The sequence below is a fragment of the Curtobacterium sp. NPDC092190 genome, assembly GCF_044755625.1.
GTDB lineage: Bacteria > Actinomycetota > Actinomycetes > Actinomycetales > Microbacteriaceae > Curtobacterium.
Genome location: NZ_JBIVRJ010000001.1, coordinates 814,799 through 840,194 on the forward strand (window position 1 = coordinate 814,799; position 25,396 = coordinate 840,194).

The 25,396-nt window shown below is 71.8% G+C and carries 28 protein-coding genes; 3 read left to right on the forward strand and 25 right to left on the reverse strand.

Annotated features, from left to right (window positions below):
- Positions 1-92: 92 nt before the first annotated feature.
- Both ACIQFY_RS03760 and ACIQFY_RS03765 read right to left on the reverse strand, forming a co-directional pair.
- A complete protein-coding gene (locus ACIQFY_RS03760) occupies positions 93-1,127 on the reverse strand; it encodes a tetratricopeptide repeat protein (protein ID WP_271826048.1) in 1,035 nt (344 codons plus the stop codon).
- Complete coding sequence (locus ACIQFY_RS03765; RefSeq protein ID WP_066654797.1) at positions 1,124-2,863, reverse strand: hypothetical protein; 1,740 nt, start codon at positions 2,861-2,863, stop codon at positions 1,124-1,126. The genes ACIQFY_RS03760 and ACIQFY_RS03765 overlap by 4 nt, the downstream gene beginning before the upstream one ends.
- A 185-nt stretch (positions 2,864-3,048) precedes the next feature.
- Here ACIQFY_RS03765 and ACIQFY_RS03770 point away from each other — a divergent pair, with 185 nt between their 5' ends.
- Positions 3,049-4,896: a hypothetical protein gene (locus ACIQFY_RS03770; RefSeq protein ID WP_066654799.1), complete on the forward strand. Its 1,848-nt coding sequence runs from the start codon at positions 3,049-3,051 to the stop codon at positions 4,894-4,896.
- A gap of 177 nt (positions 4,897-5,073) precedes the next feature.
- On the opposite strand, the gene ACIQFY_RS03775 is transcribed toward ACIQFY_RS03770, so the two are convergent.
- From ACIQFY_RS03775 to ACIQFY_RS03820, 10 genes are all read right to left on the reverse strand, one after another.
- A complete protein-coding gene (locus ACIQFY_RS03775; protein ID WP_209682241.1) occupies positions 5,074-5,802 on the reverse strand; it encodes an alpha/beta hydrolase in 729 nt (242 codons plus the stop codon).
- The gene (locus ACIQFY_RS03780; RefSeq protein ID WP_251159688.1) at positions 5,799-6,104 is read right to left on the reverse strand and encodes a hypothetical protein; all 306 of its coding nucleotides are present in this window, start codon (positions 6,102-6,104) and stop codon (positions 5,799-5,801) included. The genes ACIQFY_RS03775 and ACIQFY_RS03780 overlap by 4 nt, the downstream gene beginning before the upstream one ends.
- Positions 6,105-6,118: 14 nt before the next feature.
- A complete protein-coding gene (locus ACIQFY_RS03785; RefSeq protein WP_400338329.1) occupies positions 6,119-7,099 on the reverse strand; it encodes a transglycosylase SLT domain-containing protein in 981 nt (326 codons plus the stop codon).
- A 60-nt stretch (positions 7,100-7,159) separates the two neighbouring features.
- Positions 7,160-7,708 carry a DivIVA domain-containing protein gene (locus ACIQFY_RS03790; RefSeq protein WP_200884098.1) on the reverse strand — a complete coding sequence of 183 codons (549 nt, stop codon included), beginning with the start codon at positions 7,706-7,708 and terminating at the stop codon, positions 7,160-7,162.
- A gap of 72 nt (positions 7,709-7,780) precedes the next feature.
- Positions 7,781-8,791, reverse strand: coding sequence for a phosphatidate cytidylyltransferase (locus tag ACIQFY_RS03795; RefSeq protein WP_209682237.1), 1,011 nt, complete (start codon positions 8,789-8,791; stop codon positions 7,781-7,783).
- A complete protein-coding gene (gene frr / locus ACIQFY_RS03800) occupies positions 8,791-9,345 on the reverse strand; it encodes a ribosome recycling factor (protein ID WP_066654807.1) in 555 nt (184 codons plus the stop codon). The genes ACIQFY_RS03795 and frr overlap by 1 nt, the downstream gene beginning before the upstream one ends.
- Before the next feature lie 45 nt (positions 9,346-9,390).
- Entirely contained in the window at positions 9,391-10,110 is a 720-nt protein-coding gene (gene pyrH, locus ACIQFY_RS03805) for a UMP kinase (protein ID WP_058729969.1), read from the reverse strand.
- 155 nt (positions 10,111-10,265) lie between these two features.
- Positions 10,266-11,093: a translation elongation factor Ts gene (gene tsf, locus ACIQFY_RS03810; RefSeq protein WP_066654809.1), complete on the reverse strand. Its 828-nt coding sequence runs from the start codon at positions 11,091-11,093 to the stop codon at positions 10,266-10,268.
- A gap of 80 nt (positions 11,094-11,173) precedes the next feature.
- Positions 11,174-12,082, reverse strand: coding sequence for a 30S ribosomal protein S2 (rpsB, locus tag ACIQFY_RS03815; RefSeq protein ID WP_326496745.1), 909 nt, complete (start codon positions 12,080-12,082; stop codon positions 11,174-11,176).
- A 423-nt stretch (positions 12,083-12,505) separates the two neighbouring features.
- Positions 12,506-13,945 (reverse strand): sugar porter family MFS transporter, encoded by a 1,440-nt coding sequence (locus ACIQFY_RS03820; RefSeq protein WP_066654813.1) that lies wholly within the window; start codon positions 13,943-13,945, stop codon positions 12,506-12,508.
- Between the two features lie 388 nt (positions 13,946-14,333).
- Here ACIQFY_RS03820 and ACIQFY_RS03825 point away from each other — a divergent pair, with 388 nt between their 5' ends.
- Positions 14,334-14,948, forward strand: a complete 615-nt coding sequence (locus tag ACIQFY_RS03825; RefSeq protein WP_400338332.1) for a M23 family metallopeptidase — start codon at positions 14,334-14,336, stop codon at positions 14,946-14,948.
- Between the two features lie 64 nt (positions 14,949-15,012).
- Here ACIQFY_RS03825 and ACIQFY_RS03830 read toward each other — a convergent pair whose 3' ends face one another.
- The 9 genes from ACIQFY_RS03830 to rplS form a co-directional block, all read right to left on the reverse strand.
- Positions 15,013-16,017: a tyrosine recombinase XerC gene (locus ACIQFY_RS03830; RefSeq protein WP_400338334.1), complete on the reverse strand. Its 1,005-nt coding sequence runs from the start codon at positions 16,015-16,017 to the stop codon at positions 15,013-15,015.
- 27 nt (positions 16,018-16,044) lie between these two features.
- A complete protein-coding gene (gene dprA / locus ACIQFY_RS03835; protein ID WP_400338335.1) occupies positions 16,045-17,295 on the reverse strand; it encodes a DNA-processing protein DprA in 1,251 nt (416 codons plus the stop codon).
- On the reverse strand, positions 17,292-18,812 hold the full coding sequence (locus ACIQFY_RS03840; protein WP_326496749.1) for a YifB family Mg chelatase-like AAA ATPase: 1,521 nt from the start codon (positions 18,810-18,812) through the stop codon (positions 17,292-17,294). The genes dprA and ACIQFY_RS03840 overlap by 4 nt, the downstream gene beginning before the upstream one ends.
- Positions 18,809-19,162 (reverse strand): YraN family protein, encoded by a 354-nt coding sequence (locus ACIQFY_RS03845; RefSeq protein ID WP_400338337.1) that lies wholly within the window; start codon positions 19,160-19,162, stop codon positions 18,809-18,811. Before ACIQFY_RS03845 ends, ACIQFY_RS03840 begins: the two co-directional genes overlap by 4 nt.
- Positions 19,163-19,315: 153 nt before the next feature.
- Positions 19,316-19,672, reverse strand: coding sequence for an Lsr2 family protein (locus ACIQFY_RS03850; RefSeq protein ID WP_066654821.1), 357 nt, complete (start codon positions 19,670-19,672; stop codon positions 19,316-19,318).
- Positions 19,673-19,807: 135 nt separating this feature from the next.
- Positions 19,808-20,131 carry a DUF2469 family protein gene (locus ACIQFY_RS03855; RefSeq protein ID WP_058730091.1) on the reverse strand — a complete coding sequence of 108 codons (324 nt, stop codon included), beginning with the start codon at positions 20,129-20,131 and terminating at the stop codon, positions 19,808-19,810.
- A 49-nt stretch (positions 20,132-20,180) separates the two neighbouring features.
- Positions 20,181-20,885 (reverse strand): ribonuclease HII, encoded by a 705-nt coding sequence (locus ACIQFY_RS03860; protein ID WP_326496751.1) that lies wholly within the window; start codon positions 20,883-20,885, stop codon positions 20,181-20,183.
- A complete protein-coding gene (gene lepB / locus ACIQFY_RS03865; RefSeq protein WP_400338340.1) occupies positions 20,882-21,625 on the reverse strand; it encodes a signal peptidase I in 744 nt (247 codons plus the stop codon). The genes ACIQFY_RS03860 and lepB overlap by 4 nt, the downstream gene beginning before the upstream one ends.
- 183 nt (positions 21,626-21,808) lie before the next feature.
- Complete coding sequence (rplS, locus tag ACIQFY_RS03870; RefSeq protein ID WP_058730094.1) at positions 21,809-22,162, reverse strand: 50S ribosomal protein L19; 354 nt, start codon at positions 22,160-22,162, stop codon at positions 21,809-21,811.
- A gap of 164 nt (positions 22,163-22,326) precedes the next feature.
- Between rplS and map the strand changes: the two genes are divergently transcribed.
- Positions 22,327-23,118 carry a type I methionyl aminopeptidase gene (gene map, locus ACIQFY_RS03875; RefSeq protein ID WP_066654828.1) on the forward strand — a complete coding sequence of 264 codons (792 nt, stop codon included), beginning with the start codon at positions 22,327-22,329 and terminating at the stop codon, positions 23,116-23,118.
- 286 nt (positions 23,119-23,404) lie between these two features.
- Here map and trmD read toward each other — a convergent pair whose 3' ends face one another.
- The 4 genes from trmD to rpsP are packed head-to-tail and all read right to left on the reverse strand — an operon-like array spanning position 23,405 to position 25,337.
- Entirely contained in the window at positions 23,405-24,097 is a 693-nt protein-coding gene (gene trmD / locus ACIQFY_RS03880; protein WP_066654831.1) for a tRNA (guanosine(37)-N1)-methyltransferase TrmD, read from the reverse strand.
- 2 nt (positions 24,098-24,099) lie between these two features.
- On the reverse strand, positions 24,100-24,660 hold the full coding sequence (gene rimM / locus ACIQFY_RS03885; RefSeq protein ID WP_400338343.1) for a ribosome maturation factor RimM: 561 nt from the start codon (positions 24,658-24,660) through the stop codon (positions 24,100-24,102).
- A 19-nt stretch (positions 24,661-24,679) separates the two neighbouring features.
- Positions 24,680-24,916 (reverse strand): RNA-binding protein, encoded by a 237-nt coding sequence (locus ACIQFY_RS03890; RefSeq protein ID WP_058730104.1) that lies wholly within the window; start codon positions 24,914-24,916, stop codon positions 24,680-24,682.
- A gap of 4 nt (positions 24,917-24,920) precedes the next feature.
- A complete protein-coding gene (rpsP, locus tag ACIQFY_RS03895) occupies positions 24,921-25,337 on the reverse strand; it encodes a 30S ribosomal protein S16 (protein ID WP_400338345.1) in 417 nt (138 codons plus the stop codon).
- Positions 25,338-25,396: the final 59 nt, after the last annotated feature.

The following is a 25,396-nucleotide window of genomic DNA, read 5'->3' on the forward strand; positions in this document are numbered from 1 at the left end:
GGGGCGTCTCGTGGTTCCTGCGGCGTCTCGCACTGACGCCGGCGTCTCGCACCGGCGCCGGCGTCTCGTACCGGCCGACGGTGGTGCGTCGATCAGTACAGTGCGCTCGCCAGACGGCGCCGTGCCGCGGCCACACGCGGGTCGTCCACCCCGATCAGCTCGAAGTACTCGACGAGCCGGACGCGCAGCGTCTCACGGTCCGCACCGAACACCGTCGGGACCAGGTCGAGCAGCCGCCCGAAGGCGTCCTCGACGTGCCCTCCGCTGACGTCCAGGTCGGCGACGGCCATCTGCGCCTCGACGTCCTGCGGCGCCGCGGCCGCGGCGCTGCGGAGCTCGTCGGCCGTGCGACCGTTCAACCGGTCGAGCAACGAGACCTGCGCGAGCCCGGCGACGGCCATCTGGTCGTTCGGGTCCTGCGCGATCGCGGTCTTGTACTCCTGCACGGCGGCGGCGTAGTCGCCCCGCTCGATGGCGTCGTACGCTGCCTGGTGGTGCGGCGGCAGCGGCTCGGGAGCGGGCTCGCCCTGGGGCTCCGTCTCGGCAGCGCCGTCGACGGTGACCCGACCGGTCACGCCGTTCTGCTCGGCAGCGGCGACGACCTGCTCGAAGACGTCGCGCACCTGTGCCTCGGGCAGCGCGCCGACGAAGAGTCCGAGCGGCCGACCACCGATCACGGCGGCGACGGTCGGGATCGACTGCGCCTGGAACGCCTGCACGAGCTGCGGGTTGGTGTCCGCGTCGACCTTGGCGAGCACCACGCGACCGTCGTACTCCGCGGTCAGCTGCTCGAGGATCGGCGAGAGCTGCTTGCACGGCCCGCACCACTCCGCCCAGATGTCGACGATCACCGGGACGACGGACGAGAGCTGCAGGACGTCCTGGAAGCTCTGGTCGGTGACGTCGATGACGAGCGACGGGACGGTCAGGTCGGCATCGGGACCGGCACCGGTCGCCGGGACGCCGCCCGGCACGGCAGCGGCGCCGGCGCCGCCGGTGCCCGCGGCTGCGCCCGGGCCTCCGGCGGGAGCACCCGCTTGCTGCGTCGGCCGCTGAGCGCGGTCGACGAGGGACGACAGGTCGACGGCTCCGCGGAGACCGGACGGGGTCGGGGGGACGTTGGTCATTGCACCTCACTCGCTGCGGTCAGGCCCTGCGTGAACCCGAGCAGGACCACCTTCTCATCACTGCCGACCGGCGGCACGGAGAACAGCAGCTGGACGCTGTACGTCGCGCTGATCCCCTTCGTGCTCGAGTCGACGCCGGAGAGGGCCTTGACCGCCCCCTCGGTGTTGACCTCGGCGCCGGCCGCGGTCGGGGTCACCTTCTCGACCTCGTCGAGCGAGGCCGACACGAGCGCACCCGCGCCGTCCGTGGCGATCGCCACGGCGCCGTCGTCGGGCACCTCGGACGAGTACTCGATCTTCGCGGTGTCCGGCAGCGACTCGGCCTTCTTGTCCTTGTACGCCTTGCCGATCGTCGAGCGCAGACCGTCGCCGTCGGAGGCGAAGAGCGAGGCGGAGTCGCTGTCCGAGTCCTTCGCCAGCACGTCGCCGTACGCGGCTGCGATGTCGTCGGGCGCGATGCGCAGGAGCTTCGTGTCCCCGGCGAGCCGTGCCGCACCGATCGACGTCGGCGCCAGGCTCGGGATCTCCGCAGCGGCCTCGAGCGACACGTCGTAGGCGACCTTGTAGTCGTCGCGCGCGCTGTCCTGCACCAGGGTGAGGGCCTGCGGAGCGGTCTTCGCGGAGCAGTCCTCGGCGACGACCGTGAAGATCGTGCGCGGCCAGCTGTCGGTCTGCTGCGGGAGCGCCACGCAGACCTGACCGGCCGAGATCGCGGGCGGCGTCTCGACGTCGGTGTCCTTCTCGCGGATCGCGTAGTTCGCCTTGCGGAAGTCGAGGGCGGCCCCGGTGAAGCGGGTCTCGAGCAGCGTCGCGTCACGGTCGGCATCGGCCTTCGACGCGACCTCGGCGACCCGCTCGACGATCCGGCGGATCTGCTGCTCGGTCGCAGCGGTCGGTTCGGTCGAGTCCGCGGCGCCGGTGGCCGAGGCGGTCGGAGTCGGGGTGGCCCCGGAGCCACCGCCCTGCGGCCAGTAGTCCGACGAGCAGCCCGCGAGACCGAGCGCCCCCACGAGCACGATCGGCACGGCCACCAGGGAACGACGGCCACGGCGACCGCGGACCGGCACCTGTGCCCCCGCGGCGGCTGCGCGACGCGACGCCCGCACGCGCGGCGGACGAGACCCGCCGCTGCGGCGACGCGGACCACGACCACGACGCTGGTGCAGGAACGCCCAGACCAGCAGCGCGACGCCACCGACCAGGAAGAGTCCGCCCGCGACGAGGAGCGGACCGACGGAGGGCGTCGCGGTGTCCCGCGGCCAGGTCACCGACACGTCGGTCGGCGCGGCGTCGGACCCGTCGGCGAGCACCACGACCGAGACGTCGGCGGGCAACCGGACGGTGAACCGCCCCGCACCGTCCCACTCCTGGTACCAGAGGTCGCTGCCCTTCGGGTCCGGCACGGAGTCGGCCGATCCCGTCGTGCGGCCGACCAGGCGGTCCTGCTCGGCGTCGAAGCGCAGGGTGGTGTGCTTCGCGTCACCGATCCACGCGTCGACGTCGGCGGTCCTGCCGTAGGCCGCGAACACCGTCCCGGAACCCGAGACGTCGATGCGCTGGTACCCGGGGTTCGCGTTGAGCGTCGACCCCGGGATCACGGTCACCGGGGCCGAGGCCGTGCTCGAGGACTCTGCGACGAGCGACGAGGGTGGCGCGAACACGGTTCGCTGCCCGACCGCGAGACCGACGAGCAGCAGACCGATGACGAAACTGACGATCGCCAGGACGAATCGCACGGATCTTCTCCCTACCGCGCCGGGGGTGGGGGGATCGGCGCGCGAATCAGCGCTCCAGGATAGCGAGGCACCCTGGACATCGCATCCCCCACCGCTGTCCACGGGCTCAGTCGGCGCCGGTGGGCCGCCACTAGACTCGTCCGCGGGCCAAGGGCTGGCCCTCCGCCGACCCCCAGGAGCAACACGTGGCGAACGACGAGGCCGAGTTCGGGACCGAGCTGCGCGGGTACCGCCGCGACGAGGTGGACCGCTCGGTGAACGAGCTCCGCCGCGAACTCATCAAGTCGAACACCGACCGCGCCGAGGCCGCCAAGGAGATCCGTCTCCTGCAGGCGCGTGTCGCGGACCTGCAGGGCGAGCTCGACGAGGCCGGCACCCCGACCTACAGCGGGCTCGGCACCCGCCTCGAGTCCACCCTGCGCGTGGCCGAGGAGCAGTCGACACGGCTCATCAGCCAGGCGGACATCGACGCCCAGCGGCTCCGCGCATCGAGTCGGCACGAGGCCGAGCGTCTGCTCCGCGAAGCCCGGCAGGAGGCGTCGGAGACCCTCGAGGACGCCCGCTCCCGTGCGACCGACGAGCTCACCCGCGCCCGGGCCGAGTCGTCCGACACGATCGAGCGTGCCCGTGCCGAGGCCGGCCTGCTGACCCAGGACGCCCGCAACGAGGCCGCCGCCGTCCGGGGTGCAGCCGTCACCGAGGCCGCCGAGGTCCGCTCGGTCGCCATCCGCGAGACCGATGCCCTGCGTGCCCGTGTCGAGCGCGAGGTCGCCGAGCTGCGCGAGGACGCGCAGCGCGCGGCCGAGGACGCCCGTCGCGCCGCTGCCGACCTCGACCGTGAGACCGAGCACCGACGCAGTGTGTTCGAGGCCGACCACGCCCGGCGCACCGCGGACCTCGACCGCGAGGAGACCACGCGGCGCGCCGCCCTCGAGCGCGAGGTCGCCGAGGGCCGCGCTGCCTGGCAGCGCGAGCGCGACGAGCAGCGCCGAGCGCACGAGCTCGCGCTCGAGACCGGCCGGGCCGAGCTCGAGTCCGAGGTCGAGCGCGGCCGGGCCGCACTCGAGGCGGAGACCAGCGACCGTCGTCGTGAGCTCGACGCCGAACTCGGTGCCGCCCGCGCACGCTGGGAGCGCGAGGCAGCCGAGGCCCGCACCGCCCTCGACCAGGAGCTCGAGGCCGCCCGTGCGCAGCTCCGTGTCGACGAGGAGCAGACCCGGGCCGAGAACGCACGCCTGGTGGAGGAGACCGCTGCCCGCATCGCCGCGGAACTCGAGGAGCACCGCGCCCGCCTCGAACGCGAGCGCGCCGAGGCCGACGCCGCCGCCGAGCGCGCCGCTCGCGAGCACGCCGACGAGCTCGCTGCGCGCCGCGAGCGGGAGCACGCCGAGGTCGACACCGAGATCGCCGACCGCCGCACGGCCGAGCTCTCCGACCTCGAGGCCGAGCGCACGGCGCTGCAGCAGGAGGTCGACACGGTGCGCGCCGACCTGCAGCAGGAACGCGACGAGGTCCGCACGGCGATCGCCCGGGAACGCGACGAGGCCCGCGCGGCGCTCGAGTCCGAGCTCGCCGCCCGCCGTGACGACGCCGAGCAGGACTACCTGCAGAAGCACCAGGAGACGGTGGCCGAGACGCAGAAGTACCTCGACGAGGCCAACCTGCAGCTCGCCGAGGCGACCCGCCGCGCGTCCGAGGCGCGGGAGCGCGCCGAGCGGCTGCAGCAGGAGGCCGACGACCTCGAGCGCACGAGCACCGCGCAGGCACAGGAACGTGCACGCACCATCGTCAGCGACGCCCAGGAGCGAGTCCACCGGATGATCGCGGAGGCCGAGGAACGGTCGGCCGCGGCGATCGCCGAGTCCGAGGACCGGCTCGCCGCCATCCGCACCGAGCGCGACGCGGTCGCCGGGTACCTGGAGAACCTGCGCGGCGTGCTCACGCACGCCACCGGGCTCCTCGACGAGTCCCCCGTGGCGGCCGGCCGGCCGGCGGACGACGAGGCCCTCGACGAGGACGCCACCGCCCGCTGAGGACGGCATCCGCGACCCGGCCCGGAGGCGCACCGCGCGCCTCCGGGCCGGGTCGCGTCCCCCCGCGCCAGCCGTAACGCTCCCCGCTCACCCGGGACGGTCGGCTCGCGGGGCACGGTCGCCGTCCGGCCCTGACCGGTCGGGGGCGTCAGCCCGGTCGCGACGCCGACCGTGTGGTCAGTCGTCGAGGTGCGTCGGCAGCGGCGCGCTGCCCGGGACCACGAGGTCCGCGACGGCGTCGAGGACCGTGCGGACGTACCGTTCCCCGACCCACAGGTGCTTCGCGCCCGCGACGGGGACGACCCGCACGTTCGGCGCGACGGCGAAGCGGCGGACCGCGTCCTCCGGCTGCAGGAAGTCGTCGTGCTCCGGGACCAGCGCGACGACCGGGACGTCCACGTCCGCCCAGCGTCGGAGCTCGTCGTCCGAGGTCCGGTGCAGCGGGGGCGACAGCAGCACCACGCCGGCGACGTTCCCCGCGGCGACGTGTTCGAGGCCGTGCTTGAGGACGACCTCGGTGCCGAACGACCAGCCGAGGAGCCACGGGGTCGGCAGTCCGCGTGCGACGGTCTCCTGCACGGCGGCGCGGAGGTCGAAGCCCTCCGACTCACCGTCACCGAAGACGCCCTCGGACGTGCCCCGTGGCGAGGTCACCGACCGGAAGTTGAACCGCAGCACCGCGATGTCGGCCAGCGCGGGCAGGCGCGAGGCAGCCTTCTTCAGCACGTGGCTGTCCATGAACCCGTGCGCGGTCGGCAGCGGGTGGAGCGTCACGAGCGTGCCCCGCGCAGGCCGGTCGAGCGGCTCGGCGAGCTCGCCGACGAGGGTGAGGTGGTCGTCCGTCACCAGTTCGATGTCGGTACGTCGGGCGGGGAGCTCGGTGTTCGAGCGGATCTCGGTGCTCATGCGATGCTCCAGCAGTGGTTGTGCCAGTGTCGGCGGGACGCCAGGTCGGCGTCGTCCCCGAGCACACCGTCCGCGCGCCAGACCACCACGTGCGCGACACCCGGCAGCACGGCCAGGCCGCAGCCCGGACAGACGTACTCCTTCTGTGCGGACGCCGCGGACACCGGTTGCACGGTGAAGGTACGACCGCGACGGACCTCGGTCCGCCTCCACGAACTCATGAGGCGGTCGAGACCGGTCTCGTCCTCGGTCGGCTCGGGACCACGACCACGGGGTCGCCGCGGTCGGTTGCTGCGCGGCACCCCGGAACTGCCGATCAGTACCAGTTGTAGGACTGGCTGTGGCCCCACGCGCCGCAGGGGGTGCCGTAGACGCCGGAGATGTAGTTGAGACCCCAGGCGATCTGCGTCGCGGGGTTCGTCTGCCAGTCCGCACCGGCCGTGGCCATCTTGCTACCGGGCAGCGCCTGCGGGATGCCGTAGGCACCGCTCGGGTTGTACGCGTTGACGCGCCAACCCGACTCCTTGTTCCACAGCGACACGAGGCAGTTGAACTGCTCGCTCCCCCAGCCGCGTGCGGCGACCATCTGCTGGGCGATCTCCTGCGCGCTGCCCGGGTTCGGCGTCGCGGCCGTCGCCGCGAGCGTGTTCGACGGCGTGACGGCCGTGCTCTTCGCTGCCGGGTCGGCCTGGTCGTCGGTGGCTTCGGCCGGCTTCTCCTCGACCTTGGGCTTCGGCAGCGTGACGCCGTAGCCGTCGCGCGTCACGTCGAACGCGGCGTACGTGCCGTGTGCCGTGAACTGCTGCGGCTCCACGGGCGCCTTGACGAGCACCGGAGCGACGACGGCGGCCTGGGCGACGTCGGGCTGCATCGGGTTGAACAGCGAGCCGCCGACGAAGCCGAAGACGGCGAAGAACGACAGCGTCGGGATGGTCGCGCGTCCGCGCATGAACGAGTTGAGGGTCCGGGCGGCCTTCGGCTTCGCCGGTGCGGCGACCGCGCGTCGCTGCTGGACGATGCGCGGGTCGGCAGCACCGGTCGGTGCGATCGGTCCGCGGACGAGGACCGGAGCGGTCGCCGGTGCGGCGGACGTCGCGACCGGGGTCGGCGCCGTCACGGGTGCGCCCAGCGGTGTCGACGGCAGCGCTGCCGTCTCGACCCGCGGGGTCTCGTGGAGGACCGAGTGCCCCGTCGTGCGGAGTCGGTCGCGTGCCGCGCGGCGCTCACCGACGACCGGACGGTCGAGGTGCTCGCGGGTACCGCGGTCGGAGCTGAGGTCTGCCGTGTGCCTGCCCATGAGTGGGTCCAGGATAACGGAACGGTCACGGGAAGAGAAGCACCGGTGTCCCGCGCGTCGTCAGCGGACGGCGAGCATGACCTCGACGACCGCGTCGAGCAGCGCGTCCACCTGCGCCTCGCGGTAGCCGCCGTGCTTCGGGCGGAACACCACCGACCGGACCTCGGTCAGGCTGAGCGGCTTGCCGTCGCGGAAGTAGCCCGCCAGCCGCTCCGCGAAGACGTCGACGTCCTTCGGGTGGTAGCCGGTGCCGAGCGGGCTGGTGCGTGCGAACCGCTGCCCGGTGGGACGCTCGAGTCGCGCGACGACGTCCGACGCCTTGGCGCGGGCCTCGGCGTACCAGGCCTTCTGACCCGTCTCGGCGATCTCACGCTCCCGCTCGCGAGCGGCGAAGGCGTCCTCGAGGCGCTCGAGCGCGGCGTCGACGTGTGCCGTGGAGTAGCCGCCCTTGCGCATGGAGAAGGCGGTCCTGCGGATCTTCGCCGCCTCGATGCCGGGAGCGGTGTCGCCCGCGGTGTACGCACGACGGGCGTCCTCGAGGAACCGCTCGACCTCGTCGACGTCGTACCCGAGGGACTTGCGGTCTGCGGAGGGAAAGGTCGTGGCCACGGCGACATTCTGCCAGCACCGGACCATGGCGCCACCTGGACGCGCGGTCCGACAGGGCGTCGGGCGCTCAGGTCAGTGGACGACCACCAGGAACAACACGTAGGCTACGGCCGCCGACGGCAGGATGCTGTCGATGCGGTCGAGCAGCCCACCGTGCCCGGGCAGGAACGACGAGATGTCCTTGATGCCGAGGTCGCGCTTGATCATCGACTCGGTCAGGTCGCCGAGCGTGGCGGAGCCCGAGATGAGGACACCGAGGACGATGCCGGTCCACCAGGGCAGACCGAGCATGAGCCAGGTCACCACGATGCCGACCAGGATGCTCGCGGCGACCGATCCCGCGAAGCCCTCCCAGGTCTTCTTCGGGCTGATCCGCGGCGCCATCGGGTGCTTGCCGAGGTTGAGCCCGGTGGCGTACGCACCCGTGTCGACGGCGACGACCACCAGGATGAAGGCGATCACCCACAGCTCACCGCGGGGCTGGGCCGAGAGCAGCACGATGCACGCACCGAGCAGGGTGATGTAGGCCTGCACGAACAGGCCGTTCGTCAGGTCGCGGGCGACGTGACCGGCCGGCGGCTTCTCCCGCGCGATCGCGACCTCGACGAGCCGCCAGACCGCGATGAGGACGATGCCGCCGAGGATCGCGAACAGCGCCGCGACCTGCCCTCCGAGGAACGCTGCCGGGACCATGACGACGGCCGCGGCCACGCTCGGGATGCGCGGCACGTCGCGCCCGGCGAACCGCATCGCGCTCGCGAGCTCGTAGACGGCCACCCCGAGCAGGAAGGCCGCGACGACCATGAACGCCGGCTTCCAGATGAGGAGCGACCCCAGCATGACGACCGCGAACGCCAGGGCGATGGCGATCGCGGCCGGCAGGTTGCGGCCGGTGCGGGCGGTCAGTGCCTCGTTGCGCGCGCCGAAGTCCGCCTTGCGCTGCTTGAGCTGCGCCTCGAAGTCGGCGCGCGCCGCACGGGCACGGGCATCGAAGTCCTGCCGGAGCCCCTTCTTCGTGGTCGGGGCTGCTCCGGTCGGGCGCGGTTCTGTGGGGCGGTCGCCGCCCGGCTCGGGGAGACGCATCAGACCTCGAGGAGTTCGGCTTCCTTCTTCTTCAGCGCGTCGTCGATCTGGTCGACGTGCTTCTTCGTCAGCGCCTCGAGGTCCTTGTCGCCGCGGGCGATCTCGTCGTCGGAGATCTCACCCTTCAGCGCGTCGAGGTCGTCCTTCGCGCGGCGACGGATGTTCCGGATGACGACCTTGTGGTCCTCACCCTTGCCGCGCACGAGCTTCACGAACTCCTTGCGGCGGTCCTGCGTGAGCTCCGGGATCGTCACGCGGACGATCTCGCCGTCGTTCGACGGGCTGGCGCCGAGGTTCGGGAACGTCGCGATCGCGCGTTCGATCTCCTTGAGGGCCGACTTGTCGTACGGCGTGACGATGAGCGTGCGTGCCTCGGGCGTCTGGAGCGACGCGAGCTGCGCGAGCGGCGTCGGGGTGCCGTAGTAGTCGACCGGGATCTTCTGGAAGAGGGCGGCGTTGATGCGTCCGGTACGCACGGTCGCGAAGTCGTCCTTGGCGACGTCGACGGCCTTCGCCATCTTCTCGGTGGCTTCGGTCAGGACATCACTGATCACGGTGGTTCTCCTTCGGTACTGCGTCGAGTCTAGTCAGCGTGCGGGTCAGTTGCTGACGACCGTGCCGATGCGCTCCCCGCGGATGGCGGCCGCGACGTTGCCCTCGCCCTCCATGCCGAAGACGTGCATCGGCATGCCGTTGTCCATGCAGAGCGAGAACGCCGTCGCGTCGACGACCTTCAGGCCCTGCAGCAGGGCGTCCTGGTACGTGACGTGGTGCAGCTTCTCGGCGGTGGCGTCCTTCTTCGGGTCGGCGGTGTACACACCGTCCACGCCGTTCTTGGCCACGAGGACCTCGTGCGCGTCGATCTCGAGCGCACGCTGGGCGGCGACCGTGTCGGTCGAGAAGTACGGCAGGCCCGCACCGGCGCCGAAGATCACGATGCGCCCCTTCTCGAGGTGCCGCTCGGCGCGCCGCGGGATGTACGGCTCGGCGACCTGGGTCATGCTGATCGCGGACTGCACCCGGGTCGCCGCTCCGGCCTGCTCCAGGAAGTCCTGGAGCGCGAGCGCGTTCATCACGGTGCCGAGCATGCCCATGTAGTCGGCACGACCGCGGTCCATGCCGCGCTGCGAGAGCTCGGCACCGCGGAAGAAGTTGCCGCCGCCGACCACGATGGCCACCTCGACGTCCTGCGCGGCCTGCGCGATCTCCTTGGCGATGGTGCTGATGACGTCCGGGTTCACCCCGAGGGACCCGGCCCCGAACGCCTCCCCCGACAGCTTCAGCAGGACCCGGCGGCGTCCGGTCTTCTCGTTCGTCATGTGGCGCACCCTTCGTCGAATGTCTCGTGGGAATCTACCCGGCCGCAGCCGGTCCGGCGGAGGAGGTCGTGCCTCCCGGCCGGCTCCGCGCGCGTCGCAGCGCGCAGAAAACGGGGCCCGGAACCGATGTGGTTCCGAGCCCCGTCACGGGTTCGTTACGCGCCGACCTTGACGCGGGCGAAGCCCTGGATCGTCAGACCGGCGTTCTCGGCGGCCTTCGCGACGGACAGCTTGTTGTCCTTCGCGTAGTCCTGCTCGAGGAGCGCGACCTGCTTGCGGTACGCGTTGAGGCGACCCTCGACGATCTTCGGCAGGGCGGCCTCCGGCTTGCCCTCCTCGCGCGTGATCGCCTCGACGGTCGCGCGCTCCTTCTCGATGGCCTCGGCCGGGATCTCGTCGCGGGTCAGGTACGTCGGGTTCGCGAACGCGACGTGCTGGGCGATCGACCGCGCCTCGGCGGCGTCGGAGCCCGCGTAGGCGATGACGACGGCGATCTGCGGCGGCAGGTCCTGGCTGGTCTTGTGCAGGTAGACCTCGAAGGCGTCGCCCTCGACACGGACGACGGTGCGCAGCGCGAGCTTCTCACCCAGCGCGGCGGCGGCCTCGTCGATCGTCTCGGCGACGGTCTTGCCGTCGAGCGGCGCGGCGTTGCCGGCCTCGACGTCGGACGCACCGGCGGCGGCGACCGCGGCCACGACCTTGTCGGCGAGGGTGGTGAACTTCTCGTTCTTCGCGACGAAGTCGGTCTCGCTCGCGAGCTCGACGACGGTGGCGGCGCCACCCTCGGTCGTCGCGACGACGACACCCTCGGAGGTCGCACGGTCGTCGCGCTTGGCGACGGCCTTCGCGCCCTTGATGCGGAGCAGCTCGACGGCCTTGTCGTAGTCGCCGTCGGCCTCGACGAGCGCGTTCTTCGCGTCCATCATGCCGGCCCCGAGGTCCTCACGGAGCTTCTTCACGTCAGCAAGGCTGTAGTTGGCCATTGACTGGAGTCCTTTCTGGACTGGTGTTGTGGAGAGAGAGGGAAGGGGCGCCGAGCCGACCGGCCCGACGCCCCCGGTGACTACTCGGCCGAGGTGGCTTCGGCGTTCTTGGCCTCGTCGGCGATCGGCTCGCCGATCTCCTTCGCGGCGACCTGCGCGTCGGCGTCGTTCTCCTCGACGGGAGCCTCGGCTGCGGGAGCGGTCTCGGCTGCCGGAGCGCCCTGCGCGCCACCCTGCTCACCGGAGAGGAGCTCCTGCTCCCACTCGGCCAGCGGCTCGGCCGTCTCCTCGTCGCCGCCGTTGTGGCGGGTCTTCAGGCCCTCGGCCGCGGCGTCGGCGACGATGCGAGTCAGGAGACCGACGGAGCGGATCGCGTCGTCGTTGCCCGGGATCGGGTAGGTGATCTCGTCGGGGTCGCAGTTGGTGTCGAGGATGCCGATGACCGGGATCCCGAGCTTCTGCGCCTCGTCGATCGCGAGGTGCTCCTTCTTGGTGTCGACGACCCAGAGCGCGCTCGGGGTCCGCGTGAGGTTGCGGATACCACCGAGGGTCTTGTGGAGCTTGTCCAGCTCGCGCTTCTTGATGAGGAGCTCCTTCTTGGTGAAGCCCTTCGTCGTGTCGTCGAAGTCGATCTCCTCGAGCTCCTTCATGCGCGCGAGGCGCTTGGAGACCGTCTGGAAGTTCGTGAGCAGACCGCCGAGCCAACGCTGGTTGACGTACGGCTGGCCGACGCGGGTCGCCTGCTCGGCGATGGAGCCCTGCGCCTGCTTCTTGGTGCCCACGAAGAGGATCGTGCCACCGTGCGCGACCGTCTCCTTGACGAAGTCGTACGCGCGGTCGATGTAGGCCAGCGACTGCTGCAGGTCGATGATGTGGATGCCCGAGCGCTCGGCGAGGATGAAGCGCTTCACCTTCGGGTTCCACCGACGGGTCTGGTGTCCGAAGTGGACGCCGCTGTCGAGCAGCTGGCGGATGGTGACGACGGCCATGCCGTCCCTCCTTGTTCTCGGCACACGACTGTTCGGCCGTGCGCACGGTTGCGGTTGTGTCGGTCGCGACCGGTGGCCGTGACCCCTGGCGCCCTGTCCGCGCGGCCGCCCGCTCGTGAGAGCAGGACCGGTGGCCGCGGAACGTGTCGTGGCGAGAGCACTGCTGTTGGACGAGCACTGCTGTTGCACGAGCACTGTGGACGCGCGAAGTCAGCGCGCCGGAGCGCGCTGCGGTCGCAATGCTAGCAGGTCCGGACGCCCATGCCGTCGCCGGACACGACGGAGCCCGGACACGACCGCGCCCGGTACGACGGCGCCCGGACACGACCGTGCCCGGGACACGACGGAGCCGGGACGCACGGGAGGCGCGGTGCGGGTCCGACCCGCACCGCGCCTCCCGTCGGGTGGTGACGCCGGTGGACGCTACTTCGCCGACACCGTGTCGCCCTCTGCCGTGATGCCCATCTCCTCGAGGGAGCGGCCCTTCGTCTCCGGGATCTTCGCGATGACGAAGAACAGCGAGAGCAGGGCGAACAGGGCGTAGATGCCGTAGGTCACCGTCAGGTTGAAGCCGGAGAGCACCGGGAACGAGATCGTGACCACGAAGTTCGCGATCCAGTTGGCGGCCGAGCCGACACCGAGCGCGGTCGCGCGGATGCGGTTCGGGAACATCTCGCCGAGCAGGACCCACATGAGCGGACCCCAGGTGGCGCCGAAGGAGACCACGAACAGGTTCGCGAAGATCAGCGCGATGATGCCCCAGGAGCCGGGCAGGCTCGGCGCGCCGTCCACGATCGTGGCCTGCGAGAACGCGATCGCGACCATCGTGAGCGAGACGAACATGCCCGACGAGCCCGCCACGAGCAGCGGCTTCCGGCCGAGCTTGTCCACGGTGAAGATCGCGATGAACGTGACGGCGACGTTGACGATCGACGTGATCGTCGAGATGAGGAACGAGTCGCTCTCCTTGAACCCGACCGCCTGCCAGAGGGTCGTCGAGTAGTAGAAGATCACGTTGATGCCGACGAACTGCTGCAGCACGGCGAGGATGATGCCGACCCAGACGATGGGCTGCAGGCCGAAGCGGTTGCCCCGGATGGAGCCCTTCTTCTCGTTGGCCTCCTTCTTGATGCCGTCCTGGATCTCCTCCAGGCTCGTGTTCACGGTGTCACGCGGGACGATCTTGCCCATGACCTCACGGGCGTCGTCGGCACGGCCCTTCGAGAGCAGGAAGCGCGGGGACTCCGGCAGGGTGATCGCGAGCACGCCGTAGACGACGGACGGCACGACACCGACGAGGAACATCCATCGCCAGGCGGCGAGGCCGAGGACCTGCTCCGAGGCGCCACCGGCGGTCACCGCGAAGAGCTGGTCGGAGAGCAGGGCGGCGAAGATGCCGAGCGTGATGGCGAGCTGCTGGAAGGACGCCAGTCGACCGCGGATCGCCTTCGGGGAGACCTCGGAGATGTACGCGGGGGCGATCACCGACGCGGTACCGATGCCGAGGCCACCGACGAGACGCCAGATGACGAGGTCCCAGGTCGCGAACGCGAAGGCGGAGCCGATCGAGCTGACGAAGAACAGCACCGCTGCCCAGAACATGACGCGCGTCCGGCCCCAGCGGTCGGCCAGGCGACCGGCGAAGTAGGCACCGAAGGCACAGCCGATGAGCGCGGAGGCGACCGCGAAGCCGCTGGCGGCCTCGGACAGGCCGAACTCGCCCTTGATCGCGTCGACGGCTCCGTTGATGACGGAGGAGTCGAATCCGAAGAGGAAGCCGCCGACTGCCGCCGCGATGGCGAACAGGGTGACCTTTCCCTTGAACGCACGGTCCTCGCCGTGCTGGGTGGACGTGTTCGACACGGTGCTCCAGGTTCTTGCCGCCGTGCTGGGTGGCGCACGGTGCCCCGGCGGTCGGCTGGTTCGCCGTCCGAGCGGCGTTGCGTGTTCCGGAGCGGCCCCGACTGTACTCGCTGGCGGCTCGCGGGGCACATCGGGGCGCGGCGGCGCGGCGGCGCGGCGAGGCATGCGGGGTTGGACGCGTTCTGGGGTCGCCGTGGATCGCACGGGTTCGCCGACGTTGCACGCGTCGATCGACGCGTGTCGTGTCGCAGCCGGCACCGCGAGGGGACGTGGTGCGGCGCGGCGCCGTCCGACAGCCGTCCCTGCACAGCCCTGGAGGCAGCGGGCACCGTCCCCAGATCGGCCTGCCGCCGCCCGTGCCCGGGTGCGTCTCGACGACCCTCGTCACATGAGACGGTCACCGCTCCTCCCTCGGCCCGGGCGGCCGGGTGGGCTCCTCGTCCTCGCGGTCGCACTCCTGGTCGCACTCGCGGGTCCGCTCGTGGTCGCGCTCGCGAGTGCGCTCCTGTCGGGGCACCCGACGACGTCCGACGAGGCTGGCCGCTCGGCCGGAACGATCGTGGCGAGCGAGGACGTCGCTCCAGCGCCGTGGGTCTGGCCGACGGGCACGCGCGAGGTGGTCCGACCGTTCGAGGCACCCGCGGACGACTACGCGCCCGGTCACCGCGGCATCGACCTGGCCACGTCCGTCGGTACCCCTGCGGTCGTGGTGGCGGACGGCACGGTGTCGTTCGCCGGGCAGGTCGCCGGCAGGGGCGTCGTGACCATCGACCACGGGGAGGGCCTCGTGAGCACGCTGGACTCCGTCGAACCCTCGGTGGCGACGGGCGACGCCGTCCAGCAGGGGATGGTGGTCGGTGTCGTCACGGTCGGACACTGTCCCGCCGCCGATCCGTGCCTGCACCTCGGCGCACGGGTCGAGGGTCGCTACGTCGATCCGCTGCGGTTCCTGTCGCCGGCTGCCTGGCCGGTCCTGCTCCCGGAGTCGGCGTGGCCGGGGTGACGCGCCGGAGGCCGCGAGGCCGTGCGGCGGAACGGCGTCGGGACTCCCGCCCGGCCGTTCGCCGTCAAGCGCGGGGGTGCGCCGTTCGGTAGACCTCCCGGAGCCGGGCGGACGAGACGTGCGTGTAGATCTGCGTCGTCCCGAGGCTCGCGTGCCCGAGGAGCTCCTGCACGGCCCGGAGGTCCGCTCCCCCGTCGAGCAGGTGCGTCGCCGCGGTGTGCCGGAAGGTGTGCGGCCCGCTCGGACCGGCGCCCGGCAGGTCTCCGAGCGCTCGAGCGACGACCCGGTACACGCTGCGGACCCCGAGTCGGCCACCCCGGTCACCGAGGAAGAGCGCGGGCCCACCAGAGCGCTGCACCTGCTGCTCGGAGGGGTCCGGCTGCGGGGAGGTGTCCGACTGCCGGGCGGGGGCCGGCGACCGCTCGGCAGCGCGCGCAGCGAGGACCGGGCGACCCCGTTCGAGCCAGGCCTCGAGCGCGTCCCTTGCGGGCACGCCGAACGGCACCACCCGTTCCTTGCCGCCCTTGCCGAGCACTCGCACGGTCAGGCGGTCTCGGTCGACGTCCTCGACGTCGATGCCGACGAGCTCGCTCACCCGGATCGCCGCGGCGTAGAGCAGTTCGACGACCGCCAGGTCGCGGAGCGCAGCAGGGTCGTCCGTGTCCGCCCGAGCCGCGAGTCCGTCGAGCACCGTCCGGACCTGGTCGGTCGACACGACGCGCGGCAGGTGCCCCGCCCCCTTCGGCGCGCGCAGCCGGGCGCCGGGGTCGGTGTCGAGCAGACCGGTCTCGCTGGCCCAGCGGGTGAACGCCCGCACCGACGACGACCGGCGCGCGATCGTGGACCGGGCGAGCCCGCGTCGGTCCGCTTCCCACAGCCAGTCGCGGAGCACCTCGAGACCGAGGTCCGCGGTGGCGGCGATCCGCCGCTCGTCGGCGAACTGCACCAGCTGGTCGAGGTCGTTCGCGTAGGCACGGACGGTCTGGTCACTCAGGCCCCGGGCGCCACGGACGTGGTCGAGGAACGACTCCACCGCCGCCACGAGTCGCCCGTCCGCCTGCTCCGCCACGGACCCCAGGGTAAGCGTCCGGCGCCGTCACGACCTGGTCCACCCGCCGACGGTGTGCGTGACGAGCCCCTGCAGTTCGGCCAGCGCGAGCGCGTCCGCCACCGCACCCGCCGACATGCCCGAGCGCACGGCGATCTCCTGCTCGCCGAGCGCCCGTCGACCGAGTGCGTCCAGGACCCGGACCACCTCGGGGTCCTGCCGCCCGCCGATCGGCTCGTCGGCGTGCGTCGGCCCACCGTCCCTCGACGGGTGTCCGCGCCCGGATCCGCGTCGTCCGACGACGGCGTCGACGGGGTCGCCCGGACCGACGACGATCTGAGCACGCCCCTGCGCGACGAGACGGTGGCACCCGACCGACGCCGACGACGAGAACGCCCCCGGGACGGCGAACACGGGGCGGCCGAGCTGCGCAGCGTGGTGCGCCGTGTTCAACGCGCCCGAGCGGGCCCCGGCCTCGACCACCACGGTCGCCGCACCCAGCGCCGCGATCAGTCGGTTCCGTGCGAGGAACCGCCACCGTGTCGGCCGGGTACCCGGCGGGGACTCGGCCAGCAGGCTGCCCTGCCGTGCGACGTTCCGCAGCAGTTCGACGTTGCCCGTCGGGTAGAGCTGGTCGATCCCGCCGGCCAGGACCGCCACCGTCGGCGTGCCCGCCGCGACCGCGACCCGGTGCGCGATCGCGTCGATGCCGTAGGCACCACCACTCACCACCGTGCACCCGGCGTCGGCGGCGGCCGAGGCGATCTCCGCGGTCGCCTCGGCCCCTGCGACGGTGTTCGCCCGTGAACCGACGACGGCCAGGGCAGGACCGGAGGGCCGACGCCCCGACCGCGTCCAGAGCACGACGGGCGCGTGCGGCCCGAGGTCGTCGACGCCGGTGGGCCACCCGGCCGCGCCCGGCACGACGAGCCGCGCACCGACCGCGCGCGCGGCCTCGAGCGTCGTCAGGACGTCGACCCGGGCGAGCCGTGGGCGCCAGCGCTCGAGGGCGACCCGCAGCGTGCGGGCGAAGGGTGCCGGGGACTCAGCCCCCGGGACACCCCGGTCGATGCAGGAGTCGAGCAGGCCCACGGGTCCGTCGTCGCACGCCGACCGGACGAGCGCGAACGAGCGCTCGGCCCCAAGCCCCTGGACGAGCATCCCCGCCACCAAGTCCCCCGGCTCCACGACGGCCGACCACGCCACGCGCGCCGCTGCCTCGACCGGGTCCACCGCGTCGGCCACAGCCCGACCGAGGAGCACCGCGACCGTCTCGAGCAGGTCGGGCGCCCCGGTCACAGCGCACTCCGGAGGGCGAGGGCCTCGCGCACGTGCCGTTCACCCGGCCGGTCGTCCCCCTGCAGGTCCGCGAGCGTCCAGGCGAGGCGCATCGTCCGGTCCCAGCCGCGCATCGTCAGCGTGCCGAGGTCGAGCGCCTGGTCGAGCGCCGTCGTCGCCCGCCGGTCCACCCGCCCGGGGCCGCGGAGCCACGCCCCCGACACCTCGGCGTTCCGGGTCCACCCCGTACCGACGAGCCTGGTGCGCATCGCGTGGCGTGCCGCCTCGACGGTCGCTCGAGCCTGGGCCGTGCTGGGGGTCGTGCCGTCCTCACCGCGGATCAGGCCGGTGGTCACCCGCGGCACCCGCACCCGGATGTCGATGCGGTCGAGCAACGGCCCGGACATGCGGCCGAGGTACCGGCGGACGGTGGCCGGCGCGCACTCGCACGGTTGCCGCGTCGAACCGGCGTTGCCGCACGGACACGGGTTCGCCGCGAGCACGACCTGACAGCGTGCGGGGAACTCGGCGGCCCCGGCGGCCCGGTGCACCGTGATCCGTCCGGACTCCAGGGGCTGTCGCAGCGCGTCGAGCACCGCGCGCGGGAACTCCGGGGCCTCGTCGAGGAACAGCACGCCCTGTGTCGCGCGCGAGACGGCGCCCGGTCGGACCGTGCCGGAGCCGCCACCGATGAGGGACGCCGCGGACGCCGAGTGGTGCGGGGCCTCCCACGGAGGTCTCGTGGTCCACGATGCGACCCCGTGCCCGGCGACAGACCGGACCGCCGCGACCTCGAGCGCCGCGTCGTCGTCGAGGTCCGGCAGCAGACCCGGCAGCCGTTCCGCGAGCATCGTCTTGCCGGCGCCCGGCGGTCCCACGAGCAGGGCGTGGTGTCCGCCGGCGGCCGCCGCGACGAGGGCACGGACGCCGGTGGGGTTGCCCACGACCTCGGCCAGCTCGGCGACGGGTGAACGCTCGGGGAGCACCGGCGGTGCGGCGACCGGGTCGACCTCGACCGGCGGGAGGAGCGCCCCGGCGTCGATCGCGGCGGCACGGAGCGAGTCCACGGCGCGGACGTCCACGCCGCGCACGAACCGGGCCTCCTCGGCGTTCCCCGTGGGGAGCACCACCCGCTCGGCTCCGGCGTCCCGTGCCGCGAGCAGCATCGGCACGACCCCGGGTACGGGCCGGAGTCGCCCGTCGAGCCCGAGCTCCCCGATGTACACGACCCGTTCGCTCACGCAGGGCGCGACGTCCGCGCCGGCGAGTACCGCCATGGCGATCGCCAGGTCGAAGCCCGATCCGCGCTTCGGGATCGCCGCCGGCGTCAGGTTGACCGTGATCCGCCGGGCCGGCAGGGGCGCCCCGGCGTTCGCCGCTGCGGCCCGGACCCGCTCTCGGGCCTCGCCCAACGAGGTGTCCGGCAGTCCGATGATGCTGAAGGCGGGCAGCTGGCTCGTCAGGTGCGCCTCGACCTCGATCCGCCGTCCGGTCACGCCGAGCAGGGCGACCGCGGCGGACCGACCGATGCCGGTCACAGGATCCCCGTCAGGTGCTCGATGCCGTGCCGGTCACCGGCCACGTGCACCGCCAGCGCATCGAGACGGACCGCCGGGGCGTGCGTGTCGGGATGCGCCGCGAACCACAGCGGCACCAGCCGTCGGAGGCGCGCGGTCTTCGCCGTGGTGATCGCCTCGAACGGGTGCCCGGTCGCCGTGCCCGCTCGCGTCTTGACCTCGATGAACACGAGTGTCCGCCCGTGCCAGGCGACCACGTCGACCTCGCCGCGTGCGCACCGCCAGTTCCGTTCCACCAATCGGTACCCGCGCGCCGTGAGCCATTCCACCGCGCGGTCCTCGCCGTACTGCCCCAGTGTTCGTCGTTCCATGTCGTTGCCTCCACCGACGACGATGCGGCAATGCAACCGGCGCCGTCGGCCGGATGACGGAACTGTGGATGAGCACTCTTGATGGGAATGTTGTGCAGGAATGACGAGACCCCGGATGTCGTCAGGACATCCGGGGCCTCGTGAGGTCGTGCGTCAGTGCGCGGCTGCGTACGCTTCCTGCACCTGGGTCGAGATACGGCCGCGGCTCGAGACCTCGTACCCGTTCTCCTTCGCCCAGTCGCGGATCTTCGCGAGTTCCTCGGAGTTCCCGCGCTTGGGCGCGGACTTCGGCGCAGAACCGCTGCTGCCACCGGAACGACGACCGGAGACCTTCCGTGCCGCTGCGACGTAGTCCGAGATCGCTTCGCGGAACTTGTCCACGTTGTCGTCGGACAGGTCGATCTCGTAGTTCGAACCGTCGAACGCGAATTCCACGGTGCGGCCTTCGCCGGCGGCGATGGGCGAATCGTCGAGGTCGTCGACGAGCTGGACGGTGACCTTCTGTGCCATGTCGTGCTCCTGGGTCGAGGGGTGGTGATCCCCGTGACGGTGGGTCACGGGAAAAGCTTCACCACCACCGTAGCGCGACAATTGCGGGAATGTCGTCGGAAGAAGCCCGAGTCGCAATTCCAGTAAAGCTGTGGATCACTCGTCGAGTGCGAGTTCCTTGGGCAGTTCGAGTTCCCGCGACGTGAGTTCCTCGACGTTCACGTCCTTGAACGTGAGGACACGCACGGACTTCACGAACCGGTCGGAACGGTAGACGTCCCACACCCACACGTCGTTCATCGTGAGCTCGAAGTAGAAGTCGTGCTCGGTGTCACGGCGGACGAGGTCGACCTCGTTCGCCAGGTAGAACCGCCGCTCGGTCTCGACCACGTACCGGAACTGCGACACGACGTCGCGGTACTCGCGGTACAGGGCAAGTTCGACCTCGCGGTCGTAGTCGTCGAATTCGTCGTCATCCATCGCCCGCACAGTCTACGGCGAGCCGACCGACGATGGACGACGGGGTGGGTCAGCCGGTGACGGCCAGCTCGTCGAAGCCGTCCAGGGCGACGCTCGACGCCTGGTGCAGCCAGCTCTTCCGGTGCAGCGCGTGCGCCCCGACGGACCGGATCCCGTCGTAGTGCGCCGTGGACCCGTACCCCTTGTTGGACGCCCACCCGTAGTGCGGAGCCTCCTCGTGCGCAGCGACCATCAGGGCGTCGCGCTCGACCTTCGCCACCACGGACGCTGCGGCGACCGAGGCGCAGTCCCGGTCCGCCTTCACGCGCACCACGACGTCGAGCGGCCGGGCGGACGGGACCAGCGCTGTGGGGACGGCACGGGACAACCAGTCGAACGAGCCGTCCAGCACCACGACGGCGTCGTCGAGGCACAGCCCGTCGTCGACGAGCGCGCCGAGCGCCGCCGCACCGGCCTGGCCGAGCGCAGGGACGATGCCCTGCTGGTCGACCACGTCCGCCGTCGCCATGCCCACGGCGGTCCGTGCCCACCGTCGGACGACGGGCTCGAGCTCGGTGCGCCGAGCGGCGGACAGCAGCTTCGAGTCGGCGAGCCCCTGGGGCACGCGTCCGATGTCGATCGTGACCGCCGCGACCCCGACGGCCACCGGACCGGCGATCGCCCCGCGGCCGACCTCGTCCATGCCGATCACGGTCACCCGACCGGAGCCGAGCAGCTTCTTCTCGACCCGCAGCGAGGGCCGGACCGGGGTCACCGGTCCTTCTCCTCCACACCCGCGAACACGTCGGGGTAGTCGTCGAGCCACGTCCAGCGGCTCGTGGGCCACGAGATGACGAACGCCCTGCCGGTGACGTCCGACAGCGGCACGAAGCCCTTCGACGGGGTGTCGCGGTTGTAGCGGGAGTCCTTCGAGTCGTTGCGGTTGTCGCCCATCACCCAGATCGTGCCCTCGGGGACGGTCACCGAGAACGGGTCGGCCGACGCCGGGGCGCCGCTCGGCAGCAGCGTGTACGGCTCCTTGATGGGCACGCCGTTCACGGACATCTGCCCGAGGTCGTTGCAGCACGTGACCTTGTCCCCCGGCAGGCCGATGACCCGCTTGATGAGGTGGTCGTCGCTGTCACCGGTCCCGAGACCGACCTGGGTGAGGAGCCAGTCGATCGCCTTCGCCGGCTGCGTGGTCGGCGCGACGCCCGGCACGTTCGTGCCGGTCAACCAGCCGCCCGGGTCCTTGAAGACCACGACGTCACCGCGCTTGAGCGACACCACGTCCGGCACGAGCTCGTTGACGATCACCCGGTCGTTCACCTGCAGGGTGTTCTCCATCGACTCCGACGGGATGTAGAACGACCGGATCAGGAACGTCTTGACGAGGAACGAGACGAGCAGTGCCGCGAGGAAGATGATGACGAGGTCCCGCAGGAACGTCAGGACGCCGTTGCCCTTGCGCTCAGCCCGTGGGCGGCGTCCCGATCCTTCGGTGGTGTCCGTCATGTCCGCTCTCGTTCACATGCACGCTCGACCAGCGTGCCGACCCACACCCGCACTCGTCGGACGTGGAAGACCCTGCGCTCCGTGGAGCGCGCACAACGGGAAAGCCCCCCGTCGATGCACAACCGTACATCGGCGGGGGGCGTCCAGTGGAACCCGGCTCGCGGGCCCTCACTGTGAAGGCGATCAGGCGTCGCGCTTCTCCTTGATCTTGCGGCGGGCCGCCTTGCCGCGGAGCTCGCGCAGGTAGTAGAGCTTCGCGCGACGGACGTCACCGCGGGTGACGACCTCGATGTGGTCGATGATCGGCGAGTGCACCGGGAACCAGCGCTCGACGCCGACCTGGAAGCTCACCTTGCGGACCTTGAAGGTCTCGCCGAGGCCGTGGCCCTGGCGGGCGATGACGACGCCCTGGAACACCTGGACACGCGAGCGCGTGCCTTCGATGATGTTGACGTGCACCTTGATGGTGTCGCCGGGGCGGAAGTCCGGGACGTCGGTGCGCAGGGACGCTGCGTCGACGTGGTCGAGGAGCTGCATGTTCGTTCACTCTCTGCGGACGCGCACGGGTCGCCGCGGATCGGTGTGTGGAAAGAAGTGTGCGTGCCCGGAATCGGCGACTCCCCCGTGGCAGAGTCCAGCCAGGGCACAGCGGCCCATCATGCCACAGGGAAGCCCGCTCGCAAAACGACCAGGATGGACGCATGATCGAACTCCGCACCCCCGCCGAGCTGGAGGGCCTGCGCGCCGCCGGACGGTTCGTCGCCGACGTCCTCGACGAGCTGCTCGAGACCGTCGACGTGGGCGTGAACCTGCTCGACCTCGACCGCGTGGCCGCTCGGATGATCGCCGACCGTGGCGCCGTGAGCTGCTACGTCGACTACCACCCCTCGTTCGGCAACTCCCCCTTCGGCCGGAACCTGTGCACGTCGGTGAACGACGCGGCCCTGCACGGCCTGCCGTACGACCGCGTGCTCGTCGACGGCGACCTCGTCAGCCTGGACTTCGCCGCGAGCGTCGACGGCTGGGTGGCGGACTCCGCCGTCACGGTGCAGGTGGGCACGGCCCGCGACGAGGACCAGCGACTCGTCGGGACGGTCGAGCGCGCGCTGCTGGCCGGCATCGAGCAGTTCCGACCGGGCAACAAGCTCGGCGACGTCTCCTACGCCATCGGCAGGGTGGCGAAGGACGCCGGCTACAGCGTCAACACGCAGTTCGGTGGGCACGGCGTCGGCCGCACGATGCACGGTGACCCGCACGTGCCGAACGACGGCCGCCCCGGCCGCGGCCTGAAGCTCCGCACGGGCCTCGTGGTCGCGATCGAGCCGTGGCTCATGCAGGGCACCGACGAACTCGTGCAGGACGAGGACGGCTGGACGCTGAAGAGCGTCGACGGATCCCGTGCCGCGCACGTCGAGCACACCGTGGCGGTCACCGACGACGGTCCCGAGGTGCTCACCCTGCGACGCGCCCAGCGCACCGAGGCGACCGCCTGACTGCCGGGAGGCGCGGCGCGACCCCGCCCCGCGCCTCCCGTCCGTTCGTCCATCCATCCGTCGGGACGCGGGCGCCCTCGTCGCGCGACCTGCCGCTCACGATCCAGCCCGGCGGCACGTCGCGCGACCGGAACGTGCGCCGGCGGCACGTCGCGCGACCGGAACGTGCGCCGGCGGCACGTCGTGCGACCGCAACGCGCAGGAACGGCACATCGTGCGACCGGAACGTGCACGGAGCACCGCTGCCGGACCAGCCGGCGCAGAGCGCGCGGCGACGCGGCCGGCGCTACGCGTCGGGCAGCAGATCCGGGCGGACGCGACGGGTCCGCTCCACCTGCTGCTCGTGCCGCCAGGCGGCGACGCGCGCGTGGTGCCCGCTGAGCAGGACGTCCGGCACCTCGAGGTCCCGCCAGAGGGCCGGCTTCGTGTACGACGGGTACTCGAGCAGGCCGTCCTCGTGGGACTCCTCGACGAGCGACTCCGGGTTGCCGACGACCCCGGGGACGAGACGGCCGACCGCCTCGATCATCGCCATGGCCGCGACCTCGCCGCCGTTCAGCACGTAGTCACCGAGCGAGAGCTCGACGACCGAGCACCGCTCGGCCGCCCACGCGAACACGCGGGCGTCGATGCCCTCGTACCGCCCGCAGGCGAACACGAGGTGGTCGTGCTCGGACGCGAGCGACCGGGCGATCGACTGACGGAAGGGGGTGCCCGCCGGCGTGGGGACGACGAGCGTCGACGAGCCGTCCTCGCGCAGGATCGACGACAGCGCCTGCGCCCACGGCTCGGGCTTCATGACCATGCCCGCGCCACCGCCGTACGGGGTGTCGTCGACCGTGCGGTGCCGGTCGGTCGTCCAGTGCCGCAGGTCGTGCACGTGCACGTCGAGCAGCCCGTCCGAGCGGGCCTTGCCGAGCAGCGAGACGTCGAGGACGGAGAAGAACTCCGGGAAGATCGTGACGATGTCGATCCGCACGATCAGCCCTCGCGGTCGGTCGGCGTGACCGTCTCGGGCCGCGAGGTGTCCTCGGGGTCCTCGAACAGTCCCGTCGGGGGCGTCACCGTGACGGTCCCGGCCGTGATGTCGACCGTCGGCACGATGGCCGAGACGAACGGCACCAGGACCTCGCCGCGCGACCGGGTGTCGATCGCGAGCAGGTCCTGCGCGGGCAGGTGGTCGACGCGGGCGACCGTACCGACCTCGACGCCGTCGCGGAGCACGCGCAAGCCGACCAGCTGGTGGTCGTACCAGGCGTCGTCCTCACCGGTCTCGGCGTCGGCGTCCTGCTCGACCCAGAGGATCGCCCGCGCGAGGGACTCAGCGGCGGTGCGGTCCGCGACGCCCTCGAAGAAGGCGACCGGGTGGCCGTTGTACCAGCGGAGCTCGTCGATGGTCAGGGTCTTGCCCGACCACGGCGAGTCCGAGGGGACCTGGAGCGTGAACTCCGCCCCCGGCGTGAACCGACGATCCGGGTCGTCGGTGTAGAGCTCGAGCTTGATGCCGCCCTTGAGCCCGTGCGCCTTCGTGATGCGACCCACCCGGAGTTGGGTCGTCTCCCTAGGAATCGGTGTCGACCACGTCGACCCGCACCCGCTTGCCGTCGGCGAGAGCCGAGACGAGGGTGCGGAGCGCCTTTGCGGTCCGTCCGGCGCGACCGATCACGCGACCGAGGTCCTCGGGGTGCACACGCACCTCGAGGACCTCGCCACGCGCAGAGGTGGAACTGGCGACGCGGACGTCGTCCGGGTGATCGACGATCCCCTTGACGAGGTGCGTCAGCGCAGAGTCGAGCAAGGAATCAGGCCTCGGTCGTCTCGGCGGCGTCGTCGGCCGACTCGGTCGGAGCGGCGGCGGGGGCCGTCTTCTCCGACTTCGGCTTCAGGACGGCCTTCTTGGCGGTGTCCGCGACGAAGGCCTGCTTCGGCTCGGCGACCTTGACGGTGGACTCGGTGTTGCCCTCGCCCTTGAACTTGCCCCAGTCGCCGGTGAGCTTGAGGAGCGCCGCGACCTGCTCGGTCGGCTGCGCGCCGACGCCGAGCCAGTAGAGCGCACGCTCGGACTCGATCTTGATGACCGAGGGCTCCTCGGTCGGGTGGTACTGACCGATCTCCTCGATCACACGACCGTCGCGCTTGGTGCGCGAGTCGGCGACGACGATGCGGTAGTAGGGCGCACGGATCTTGCCGAGACGCTTGAGACGGATCTTGACAGCCACAATTACTCCTGTTGCGTGTTGTTGTGGTTGAACCGGAACCGCGGGCGTGGGGGCACGCG